At 37.0% G+C, this 11,728-nt stretch carries 15 protein-coding genes; 4 read left to right on the forward strand and 11 right to left on the reverse strand.

Features of this window, described 5'->3' with window-relative positions:
* Positions 1–51: 51 nt before the first annotated feature.
* The 4 genes from FJ213_11275 to FJ213_11290 all read left to right on the forward strand — a co-directional run bounded on the left by FJ213_11275 (position 52) and on the right by FJ213_11290 (position 4,548).
* Positions 52–324, forward strand: coding sequence for a GIY-YIG nuclease family protein (locus tag FJ213_11275; protein ID MBM4176734.1), 273 nt, complete (start codon positions 52–54; stop codon positions 322–324).
* Positions 325–399: 75 nt separating this feature from the next.
* Positions 400–672: a GIY-YIG nuclease family protein gene (locus tag FJ213_11280; GenBank protein ID MBM4176735.1), complete on the forward strand. Its 273-nt coding sequence runs from the start codon at positions 400–402 to the stop codon at positions 670–672.
* 82 nt (positions 673–754) lie between these two features.
* On the forward strand, positions 755–3,751 hold the full coding sequence (locus tag FJ213_11285; protein MBM4176736.1) for a hypothetical protein: 2,997 nt from the start codon (positions 755–757) through the stop codon (positions 3,749–3,751).
* Positions 3,752–3,753: 2 nt separating this feature from the next.
* Positions 3,754–4,548, forward strand: a complete 795-nt coding sequence (locus FJ213_11290) for an esterase family protein (GenBank protein ID MBM4176737.1) — start codon at positions 3,754–3,756, stop codon at positions 4,546–4,548.
* Here the strand turns inward: FJ213_11290 and FJ213_11295 are convergent.
* The 11 genes from FJ213_11295 to FJ213_11345 all read right to left on the reverse strand — a co-directional run.
* Entirely contained in the window at positions 4,512–4,901 is a 390-nt protein-coding gene (locus FJ213_11295; GenBank protein MBM4176738.1) for an MGMT family protein, read from the reverse strand. The genes FJ213_11290 and FJ213_11295 overlap by 37 nt on opposite strands.
* A 116-nt stretch (positions 4,902–5,017) precedes the next feature.
* Positions 5,018–5,431, reverse strand: coding sequence for a YjbQ family protein (locus FJ213_11300; GenBank protein MBM4176739.1), 414 nt, complete (start codon positions 5,429–5,431; stop codon positions 5,018–5,020).
* Positions 5,432–5,438: 7 nt separating this feature from the next.
* Positions 5,439–6,491: a peptide chain release factor 2 gene (locus FJ213_11305; GenBank protein ID MBM4176740.1), complete on the reverse strand. Its 1,053-nt coding sequence runs from the start codon at positions 6,489–6,491 to the stop codon at positions 5,439–5,441.
* A 62-nt stretch (positions 6,492–6,553) separates the two neighbouring features.
* Positions 6,554–6,901, reverse strand: a complete 348-nt coding sequence (locus tag FJ213_11310) for a type II toxin-antitoxin system PemK/MazF family toxin (GenBank protein MBM4176741.1) — start codon at positions 6,899–6,901, stop codon at positions 6,554–6,556.
* Positions 6,895–7,149 (reverse strand): hypothetical protein, encoded by a 255-nt coding sequence (locus FJ213_11315; protein ID MBM4176742.1) that lies wholly within the window; start codon positions 7,147–7,149, stop codon positions 6,895–6,897. The genes FJ213_11310 and FJ213_11315 overlap by 7 nt, the downstream gene beginning before the upstream one ends.
* Before the next feature lie 53 nt (positions 7,150–7,202).
* Positions 7,203–7,523 (reverse strand): hypothetical protein, encoded by a 321-nt coding sequence (locus FJ213_11320; protein ID MBM4176743.1) that lies wholly within the window; start codon positions 7,521–7,523, stop codon positions 7,203–7,205.
* Positions 7,520–8,890 carry a DUF1446 domain-containing protein gene (locus tag FJ213_11325; GenBank protein ID MBM4176744.1) on the reverse strand — a complete coding sequence of 457 codons (1,371 nt, stop codon included), beginning with the start codon at positions 8,888–8,890 and terminating at the stop codon, positions 7,520–7,522. The genes FJ213_11320 and FJ213_11325 overlap by 4 nt, the downstream gene beginning before the upstream one ends.
* Positions 8,891–9,130: 240 nt before the next feature.
* Positions 9,131–9,316 carry a hypothetical protein gene (locus FJ213_11330; protein MBM4176745.1) on the reverse strand — a complete coding sequence of 62 codons (186 nt, stop codon included), beginning with the start codon at positions 9,314–9,316 and terminating at the stop codon, positions 9,131–9,133.
* Between the two features lie 69 nt (positions 9,317–9,385).
* Positions 9,386–9,775: a Zn-ribbon domain-containing OB-fold protein gene (locus FJ213_11335; GenBank protein ID MBM4176746.1), complete on the reverse strand. Its 390-nt coding sequence runs from the start codon at positions 9,773–9,775 to the stop codon at positions 9,386–9,388.
* Positions 9,772–10,920, reverse strand: a complete 1,149-nt coding sequence (locus FJ213_11340; GenBank protein MBM4176747.1) for a thiolase domain-containing protein — start codon at positions 10,918–10,920, stop codon at positions 9,772–9,774. The genes FJ213_11335 and FJ213_11340 overlap by 4 nt, the downstream gene beginning before the upstream one ends.
* Before the next feature lie 8 nt (positions 10,921–10,928).
* On the reverse strand, positions 10,929–11,728 hold an 800-nt coding region (locus tag FJ213_11345), incomplete at its 5' end, for a hydroxymethylglutaryl-CoA synthase (GenBank protein ID MBM4176748.1).

The raw sequence follows: 11,728 nt of genomic DNA on the forward strand, positions 1-11,728 counted from the left end.
AGGTCGAAGGTTCGAACCCCTCAGCGCCCACTTATCAACTCGAATCACATTATGTTTTATACTTATATTATCTTCAGTGAGAAGTTAAACAAATACTATGTAGGACATACAGACAACATCTTACGACGAATGGATGAGCACAATTCTGGTAAATCAAATTTCACTAAACTAGGAAAACCATGGTCGCTGAAGTATACTGAACAGTTTTCAAATCGTAGTGAAGCTATGAAACGAGAGTTTGAAATAAAATCCAGAAAAAGTAAACGATTTATTGAGAAATTAATTAGTTCAGCTGGTCTAGAGCGTCCCGTCTCTTTATGTTAATATTATTAAGAGTAAGAGACGGGAAGGTCGAAGGTTCGAACCCCTCAGCGCCCACTTATCAACTCGAATCACATTATGTTTTATACTTATATTATCTTCAGTGAGAAGTTAAACAAATACTATGTAGGACATACAGACAACATCTTACGACGAATGGATGAGCACAATTCTGGTAAATCAAATTTCACTAAACTAGGAAAACCATGGTCGCTGAAGTATACTGAACAGTTTTCAAATCGTAGTGAAGCTATGAAACGAGAGTTTGAAATAAAATCCAGAAAAAGTAAACGATTTATTGAGAAATTAATTAGTTCAGCTGGTCTAGAGCGTCCCGTCTCTTTATGTTAATATTATTAAGAGTAAGAGACGGGAAGGTCGAAGGTTCGAACCCCTCAGCGCCCACTACCTCATACAAACTTTAAATCGATAGATGAGAATTATTTTTTTACTTATCACCTCTCCCCTAATTTTTCGAATTTCGTTCATCTTTTACGCATTGCTTTTATCATGTATTATTTCATCATGCAATTATCGAAACGCTGCAGAAAAATCCTCGATTAATGAATTAGCAATCGAAGTTAAGGATTTTTCGAGAGAATTCTTTTTTACGAACAAGATTGCCGGATTCTATTACGGTGAGACAAACTCTCAAGCAAAGAACGGCTGGCAGGGCTGGACAGTAAACGAGAAGAGGGTTTTCAACGATTATTCGATTTTTCTTGATACTGCAAAGTTAGATCGTCCATCTGCTGTTACACAAGTATTTCCTTACAAGTTAACTAGAGATTATCCTAATGAAGCGATGGAAACATTTTTCCTTGCTGATTCATTGGACTTAATCCTTATTAAGCTCTCAAATATCGATAGCGATGAGATTACATTTAATCTGCATAAGTTTTCTTCACTAATTGATTATGCAACAAAAAGCAATACAGCGAAATTAAAGACAGATAACTTCACTTTATACGTGCAATTTAATTCCAAAATTATAAATATCGTACAACGTGAATCAGATTGTTCAATTGTCTTTCAATCAAAAGATGAGATTTTAATTTCTTTATCGTTGGATTCGGCTATTACACCGACCGCTGAACTTTTTAGCAGACATATCGATAAAAAAAGAAAAAGACTCGAGAATCTGCTGGCTGATTCATTTGTTAAAACTAATGACGATGAATTTGGCAAAGCACTCGCTTGGAATAAAATTACGCTTGATGCTCTCATTATGCATCAAGGAATGAAAGGAATTTATGCAGGCTTGCCTTGGTTCAATAATTATTGGGGAAGAGATACTTTTATTTCACTGCCTGGTGCAACATTGACTCAAGGCAACTTGAAAGATGCAAGAGAAATTTTATTAGCATTTGCAAACGAACAAGATGGAATTCCATCGAGCAAGTTTTTCGGAAGAATTCCGAACAGAATTACACTCAAAGAAAAAATTTACAATACAGCCGATGGAACGCCTTGGTTTATCATCCAAGCATATAAATACATTAAAGCAAGCGGAGACTTAGAATTTTTAGAAATTGTTTATCCAAACATTGTCACAGCGATGAATTCTGCGATTAAAAATTCTGTTGATGAAAATTATTTTCTTATTCATGACGAAGCCGAAACTTGGATGGATGCAGTCGGACCTAATGGACCTTGGTCGCCCCGCGGAAATAGAGCAAACGACATTCAATTGCTTTGGTATCAGCAACTGAAGCTTGGAATCGAACTTGCAAAACTTCTGAATGATGGAAATAATATTCAAAAGTGGTCAGCTGTCGCAGAGAAATTAAAGTTCAACATAAAAAAATATTTTATAGATACTGCAAATTCAATTATTTATGATCATCTAAATGAAGACAACTCCGTTGATTTTCAAATCAGGCCAAATCAGTTTTTTCTGCTAAATGAATCGGATTTTTTCGATTCATATGAAACAAGGTTACAGCTACTTTCTTCAGCAGTGTCTAAGTTAGTTTATCCATATGGAGTACTATCACTTTCACAAGAGGATAGTGATTTTCACCCATACCATCATTATAAACCATATTATGTTCAAGATGCTGCTTACCACAATGGATTAATCTGGCTTTGGAATTTTGGTCCAGTGATAAGTGCGCTGCAAAGTTTTCACTTTTCAGATTTGGCATTCACCCTTACTGAAGAATTAGTCAGACAAACTCTCAATGAAGGATGCATCGGAGCACTATCCGAACTGACTGATGCATTCCCCCGTGAAAACGAGGAACGCCCTCAATTATCCGGGACTTTCGCGCAGGCATGGTCAATGGCAGAATTCATCAGAAATTTTTATGAAGATTATCTTGGAGTGGAAAGAGATGCATTGACCAATTCACTTTATTTGCTTCCATCATTACCGGAGAAATTAAGCGATGTAAATTTCAGAACAAGAATTGGAAACAGCTTTGTCAATATTAGATACTTAAATGACAAACAGAACTTTACGATTGATGTTGATGCTGCAGAGGTCATTGATTCAATCGATATTGGTATCAGTGTATTGAATCGAATAAATACGAACTTTTTTGCAAAGTTTTCGCTTAATAGAAATGAAACTGCAAAAATTATAATTAACCATTTCTCAGATCATAATTCGGGATTCTCGCTCTCAGTAAATGGACAACCGAAGAAAGTTAATACAGAAGTGTATAAAGATCCTTCCAGAAACTTAGATTTATATAAAAGTGTAAAATTCGCACAACCAAGATTCAATACTGAATGGACGTCTATAAAGAAAATTAATTATCGAATTCTTACAAATAAAGAAATCAAACAGTTCAACAGCGACTCTGAGTTAGTACTCACATCTTCTAAGAAAACGACCATTAATTTCGGTTACACATATCCATTGAATTCTAATTTCAAGCCAGGCATTTTAAATTGTCAGCAATTTGAACTTCGACGAGATGCGGATAATTATTATTTCAAGTTGAAATTTGAAAATCTGCATGATCCTGGCTGGCATCCAGAATATGGATTTCAACTGACTTTTGCTGCAATCGCGATACAAACTGAAAACTTTAGAACAGGTTCTGTGAACATCGGATTGAATTCAAATCACCAATTGCCAAAGGAAAGATATTTTAATAAACTTATCGTTGTCGGCGGTGGACTTGAAATCAAAAACGATGGAGGAAGATTTATTGCCGCATATTTTCCTAATGAATCTGATGTAAAAAATCCGCTCGGAAATGTTAATAGCAATGAGATAACATTTTCAATTCCGAAAGACTTAATCGGAGATGTAAACTCAAATTCAAAACTTACAATTTTAATTGGTGCGCAAGATGACCATGGCGGCGCTGGTATAGGTGAGTTTCGTTCAGTTAATGAAACTGCTTCTGAGTGGCTCGGTGGAGGCAAAACTGATCCTAAGGCACCCAACACTTACCAAGTAATTAAGCTAAATTAAAAATGTGTAAAAAGTTTTTCATTGCAATAATATCACTTTGCCTTCTAATAATTGGCTGTAAAAAAGAAAATCAAACTGAATTCAACTTTGCTGAAAATGAACGATACATGATTTTTCTTCCTAGTGGCTACGATAATAGCAATTCACTTTATCCGGTTCTTTATATGCTTCACGGACATGGAGGTGATTATATGCAATGGTACTCAATTGCAGATCTAAAACAAACTGCGGATGACAACCAATTTATTATCGTAACCCCGGAAGGATTTCATGACACTTGGTATTTGAACAGTAAAACAATTCCATCAATGCAATATGAAGATTATTTTATAAATGATTTTATGAGAAGAGTCGAATCACAATTTAGAATTGATACGACTCGAAGAGGGATAACTGGATTAAGCATGGGAGGACATGGAGCAATTAAGTTTATTTGTAACTATCCGGATAAATTTATTGCTGCAGCGAGCACAAGCGGAATTCTTGATATTACAATGTTTACAGACAGGTGGGGATTAAAAAAGCATTTAGGCGATTATGATGAATTCCCAGATCAATGGGAAGAAAACTCATGTAAAAATTTGATTATCAAATTACTTGGAAAAGAAAATCAGATACTAGTCGATTGCGGAGCTGATGACTTTGCAATAGAAGCGAATCGAGAATTTTACAAACGAGCTGTGGAAAATGGAGTTAATCTAATTTATAAAGAGTCTGAGGGGGCTCACTCGTACGATTACTGGAGCAAATCGGTGTTGCATCACTTCGAATTCTTTAATAAAGTTTTTACTCGCTGATTTTTTTTCTTTTTTGTTTTTTTATTTTTTCTTCGCAGCATCGGTATCCAAAGATGTTTATCGAGAACGACACAATTATTTTCATCGAATTCAACTCCTTCTGCTCGAAGCATTTCTTCCATTAAGTTTGGATCACCGAAATGCAACTTGCCAGTTAAGGCTCCATATCGATTCACAACTCGATGACAAGGCAAACCAGTGTCTTTCGCATCATTCAAAGCCCAGCCGACTGTACGTGCTGCAGATTTTATTCCACAAAATTCTGCGATATGTCCGTACGTTGTAACTTTACCGTAAGGAATTTTCGAAGTGACAAAATATACTTTATCAAAAAAAGATTTTTCAGTCTTTATACATTTCCGGTGAGAAGATTTCACTTACTCTTGACCAATACTAAATCTGATCAAATCTCAATCATCAATCATCAATTATCAATTCTCCATTTTCAATTCTCAACTGCCAATTGATATTATTCTCCCATCACTTTCACAATCACTCGTTTTCGCCTTTGTCCATCAAATTCAGCATAATAAATTTGCTGCCACGGTCCGAAATCAAGTTTTCCGTTTGTTATCGGAACTATTACTTCGTGGTGAACTATGAGACTTTTTAGATGAGCGTCACCGTTATCTTCTCCAGTTCTGTGATGACGATAATTCGGATTGAACGGAGCAAGGTTCTCAAGCCACTCATCAATATCTTGAATTAATCCTGTCTCAGCATCATTTACATAAACACCGGCGGTTATGTGCATTGCAGAAACGAGAACCATTCCTTCTTTAACTCCACTCTGCTGAACGACATCTTCAACCTCAGATGTGATGTTTAAATACTCTCTTCTTTTTTTAGTATTAAACCATAGATAATGTGTATGCGTTTTCATATTAAATTCACTTCTGTGAAAATTTCATTAAATATGCTTTCATGAATTCAGTCAAATCACCATCCATTACTTTATGTACATCTGAAGTTTCGTGATCAGTACGATGATCTTTCACCATATTATATGGATGAAAGACATAAGATCTGATCTGACTTCCCCACTCGATTTTCATTTTACTTTTTTCAATTTCATCAAGCTCGGCATTTAATTTTTCAAGTTCGAGCTGATACAATTTCGATTTCAATAATTTTAGGGCGTTGTTTTTGTTCTGCATTTGAGAGCGTTCGCTCTGACATGCTGCAACTGTCCCGGTCGGAACATGTGTTATCCGAACTGCGGTTTCAACTTTATTCACATTTTGTCCCCCCTTTCCACCCGAACGATAAGTATCAATCTGCAAGTCACTCGGATTAATTTCGATTTCGATTGTGTCATCAACTTCCGGCATCACAAATACTGATGCAAATGAAGTATGCCGTCTCTTATTGGCATCAAAAGGAGAAATTCTAACCAATCGATGAACTCCGATCTCAGCTTTCAAGTAACCGAAAGCAAAATCGCCAGCTACTTCAACTGTTGCACTTTTTATTCCTGCACCATCACCATCGAGCATATCCATTATTGTCGCTTTGAATTCATTATCTTCGCACCATCTCAGATACATTCTCAGCAACATATCAGCCCAATCCTGTGCCTCAGTTCCACCGGCACCCGAGTGAATAGATAGAATTGCATTGTTGCGATCATCTTTTCCACTGAGCATATTTTGAAATTCGAGGTCTGCGATTTTTTTATCGAGGGAATATAATTCAGCATCAATATCGCTGATGAAACTTTCGTCTTGTTCAAGTTCTGCGAGGTCTATTAGGTCTCTTAAATCACTTGAAGCTTTGGATAACAGCGCCCACTTGTCTATCCAATCTTTTTTCAGCTTAATTTCCTGGAGAATTTTTTGTGCAGAAGTATTATCATTCCAGAAACCCTCTGCGTGAGTTTTATTCTCTAATTCTTCGACAATTTTTTGTTTTGAATCGATGTCAAAGAAAACCTCGTAATGCATTTACTCGTTGTCCTAATTCAAATATCTGTTTTCTATGTTCTTCGTACATAGCTCAATATCCTTTATTCTAAATCAAAGATTAACTTTATACCCTTTTTAAGATCTTGGATCTTTGTCGCTGATAATTGGCCTATCTTTTCAACTAATTGATCTTTATTAATTATTGTAATGCTTGAAACATTTATTACACTCGCTTTTGGAATTTTTGCTTCTCCCTTCATCAGTCTAATATTTCCTGGAAGATTTTCGTATTTTAGCTGTGAAGTAACTGCCGCCACAATTACAGTGTTGATTGCACTCTCATTGAAAATGTTTGATTGAATAACAACTGCCGGTCTCAAACCAAGAGGTTTAGATCCGTTTCTTTTACCGAAATTTACCCAATAAATATCTCCTTGCTTAATTACCATGCAAATCCTTTTTTTGGTAATTGGTTAACCGCATGAGTTGCAAAAATTTTCTGTTCTTTAGAAATATCTTCATCACTGAAAACCTCATTAATTTGTTTAATCAAATTTTCTCTTTGAATTTTTTGAAGATTTTCTTCGAGGATTTTGGTAATGAATTTACTCGTTGATTCTTTATTTTTTGCCGAATAAATAGCAACTTTTTCAGCAACTTTTTTAGGCAAAGTTATTGATAGTTTTATTGTAGCCATACTGAATCTTATTATTTTTACACCTGCAAAAGTAGGATAAAATTACCCGACAATCAAGATTCGATTTCAAATTCTAAGCGAAGTAGCGCAGCAGCGAGAGTTTTGCCTTGAGCATCTAATTTTAAAGAAACCGTTCCGCCGCCGCCGAGCGTATTGTGCAATAGGAAATTCAAAGCTCGTATATTTGGCAGCTCAAATCTTTCAACCTTACCGAAACAAATTCCTTCGAAATGATTTTTCACTTTTTCAGCTGTTAAATATTTTTTTATTATCTGATAACCGTTTTCATCATATGCAATAATTCCTATGTTGGCAGCATCTCCCTTATCACCGCTTCTTCCATGTGCTATGTCTAACAATCTAACTTTCATTATTTCAACTCCAATATTCTGACTTCAGGTTTAACATATGATTTCGGAATTAAAGCAGGCCAAAATGCAATGACTTCACTCGGTCGTGGACGACCGCCAGCAAAACCGGTTACACTTGGCGGGCCTGTTAAAATCAACGGAGCTATTTCTTTTCCAAATCTCTCGACTGCAGAATAATCACTAGTTCTTACAGCAAACCTAAGCGTTACTTCGTTCAATTGTTCTTCATCTAATTTATTTGAGAGTGGACCATGGCACGAATTATAGCCGACGTATTCGGCTTTGATTTCATCAAAATCGAGTTTCAGATTTTCTAATCTTTTTCTCAAAATCTCTGAAGCTGCTTTTGCCTTTGTTAATGCTTGAGGCCAAGAATAAGTCAACGAACCAACTGCCGAATATCCACTTGAGTATGAGGCAGAAACCTTGTAGAATTCAGTAGCAGGTTTTCCTTTAATTCCAAAAACTCGCACTCGATCGTTTCCAAGATCTTCAAGTTGGACTGAAGTAAAATCAGCTACACAATCTGGTGTGATATACTCAGCCGGATCTCCTATTTCATACAGAAGCTGCTCGGCTATTGTATCGAATGAAACTTTTCCCCCGGTTCCTTCATGTTTTGTAATAATAATATCGCCGTTTGGAAAAGCTTCAGCGATAGGGAATCCAATCTCAGCCAAATTTTGAACTGATTGCCAACTGCCCAAAAAATTTCCGCCGGAAGCTTGTCCGCCGCATTCTAAAATGTGTCCGGCGATTGTACCGGTTGCCATTAAATCATAATTTTCAAAATCCCATCCGAATTCAAATACCATAGGAGCAAGAGTTAGTCCAGTATCAGTAGTTCTGCCCGTGATTACAATATCCGCTCCTTTATGAAGAGCTTCAACAATCGGTGCTGCACCAAAGTAAACATTGGCACTTAATAACCTTTCTTTGTAATTGCGGATAGATTCACCTGACTCCAAATTATTGAGTTCGCATCCTGATTTAATAATATCTTCTATATGATTTTTTATATTATCACCAAGTACTATAGCGACATCCAAATTTTTTATTCCCTGCTCAACCGCGATTTCAATAATTGCATCGGCACAGCAAACAGGATTAACTCCACCGCCGTTCGTAATGATTTTAATCCCTTTCTCCTTGCAGATTGGAAGAATCTTTTTCATCAATTCAGGTAAATCACGGGCATAACCAAGCTTCGGATTGCGGTTGAATTGTTTTTGAAGAATTGACATAGTCACTTCTGCGAGATAATCCATTACAAGGTAATCAATCTCACCTTTCGTGACTTGTTGGATTGGTGCATCAATAAGATCGCCCCAAAATCCTTGTCCAGATGCAATTCTGATTTTATCTTTCACTAAAACTCCGTATTAAACTAAACGTAGATCAAATGTTAATTTGAATTTATGGTACAATTTATTAAGAAATGATGTAATGAGAAAGTGAGTTACACAACACTAAATGAATTACAGAACGTGAATAGTTTTATTTCTATTATGCAGCAAATTTGATGCATTGTGGAAATAAAACAAAATTTTGTTTATTCCTTCCTCAGCTATAAACCTCCCCAAAATCCATGAACTGACACTATTAGAATTTTATTTTTCGGATATCCCAAAGAAACCGTAAAATCCAAAAAGACCATACAGTCCGTATAGTGCAGGAGTGTCTAATATTGCACCTAATATTCCTAAAATTCCAAGAAATCCCAAGTAACCTAAATATCGAAGTTTCATAATTTCACCTCTAGAATGATTTGTAAAATAATCCTTTACTCGAACCATAACTTAACTTCAAGTCATTCTCAAATCTCAATTTTTCTTTATCAAATTGATCGATGAACGGATTCAAATTTAAATTAACACAGCCTTATATCCATAGCAATGAAGTCCCCATTTCCCTTCATCTTGAATTTTCCGGAAAACGAGTTTTACTTTACTGCCGATTTTTATTTTTTCTAAATCTGTGTCAACTATTTGAGTAGTTAATTTTACACCATCTACCAGTTGAACGATTCCAACTGCATAGGGAGTTTCTTTTGAAAACTTATCGGGTCCTACTCTAATAATAGTGTAAGTTAGAATTTTTCCTTCATCTTGCAGCTTGACAGTCTCAAATTCTTTCGATTTGCATTTACTACAAACTATGCGCGGAGGAAAGAACAAAGCTCCACACTTTTTACATTTTCCTGCTTCAAGTCGATAACGCTGAGGTATCTCACGGAAATATCTTGGACTTATCATACTGCCTCCAATATATGAATTAAACAGCTTGCACCGGAACCTCCCATATTTTGAGCCATTCCGATCTTTGCATTTTTAATTTGCCGTTCACCAGCTTGGTTTGTCAATTGTTCATAAACTTCAATGATCTGTGCAATTCCTGTTGCACCAACTGGGTGACCTTTCGATTTCAAACCGCCGCTTGTGTTGATCGGAATTTTTCCTTCGAACGAAGTTAATCCCGTTTCCGCAGCAGCGCCGCCTTTACCTTTCTCAAAGAAACCTAAATCTTCCGTGACGACAATCTCAGCGATTGAAAAACAATCATGAACTTCAGCAAATTGAATTTTTTCAGGTGTAAGACTCGATTGCTTGTAAGCTTTAGCTGCTGCATGTTTTACTGAATTAAGTGTTGTGAAACTGTCTCTGCTATGTAAAGCTATTGTATCTGAAGCTTGCGCCGATGCAATTACTTTAACAGGCTTATTTGTAACTTTCTTTGCCATCTCTAATGGACACAAGATTACACATGCAGCTCCATCGCTTACAGGCGAGCAATCTAATAATCTCAGCGGATCGGCAACCAAAGTAGATTTCATCACTTGTTCAAGCGTCACTTGAGAACGAAATTGAGCATTAGGATTCTTCGATCCATTCTTATGATTTTTCACAGAAACATGTGCAAGCTGCTCACCGGTTGTACCATATTCATGCATGTGAGCATTTGCAATCATTGCATATAGTCCCGGAAATGTCACACCTTGATAGACTTCATACTCTTGATCTGCTGCGGTTGCAAGCGACTCGGTAACATCCGCACCGTCAGTCATTTTTTCTACTCCGCCGGCGAGAACAAAATCGCTATGACCGGAGGCAACTTCAAGATAAGCTTGCCGAAAAGCAACGCCGCCTGATGCACACGCAGATTCAACTCTTGAGGTTGGTATTGGAGTCATTCCAAGATAATCAGCCATCACGGCTCCGATATGTTCCTGTCCGACAAATAATCCGCTCGACATTGTTCCAACATACATTGAATCAATATGATCAACTTTTGCATCTTGAATTGCATCCAGTGCGGCTTGAACAAAAATATCTCGGATTGACATCGTCCAGAGTTCTCCGAACTTTGTCATCCCGATTCCGATTACTGCTACATCTCTCATATTACCTCCTATTCGTTAAGAATAATTTTGTGTCTGAATTTTGCATACTGGCCATAATCGAGGTAAATCTTATTTTCATGCAGATAATAATTTAGCTTTGGTGCTAAATCTCTAACATTATCAATTTCCTTAGTTACCTGGAATATGAATCCATCACTCCCCGCACCCGAACCGAATGATACCATAAATATTTTATCACCAGCCTGTGCAACATCGAGTATTGCCGCCAATCCGGTCGGAGAAGAGCCCGAGTATGTATTTCCCATCCAGGGGACAATCCAACCAACTTCCATTTGTTCTTTGGTAAAGCCAAGGCGTTTGGCAACTTCCTGGGGGAATTTTCCGTTCGGCATATGAAATACTGCATACTTAAAATCCTTCGGAGTCATCTTAGATTTCTCAAGCAGTCTTTTTGCAGAGTTATGGATGTGTCTGAAATATGCAGGATCGCCTGTGAATCTTCCAGCATGACGCGGATAGTATTCATGCTCACGTCTCCAAAAATCCGGAGTATCGGAAGTGTAAGAATGAGTGAAAAGAATTTCAGCAATTACATTTTCACCACCCATGATGAACGCTGCACCACCTGCAGAAGCGGAATATTCCAATGCATCACCTGGTGCACCTTGAGATGTATCGGCACCGATTCCAAGTGCATATTTCATTTCACCCGCTTTTACGAGCGAATATGCAAGATACATCGCTTCGGAACCAGCTTTGCAGGCAAACTCAAAACTTGCTACGTGAACATCCGGACCAATTCCAACTGCATCTATTAAAATCGTTCCACTTGGTTTTACCGCATAAG

The organism is Ignavibacteria bacterium (assembly GCA_016873845.1).
GTDB lineage: Bacteria > Bacteroidota > Ignavibacteria > Ch128b > Ch128b > JAHJVF01.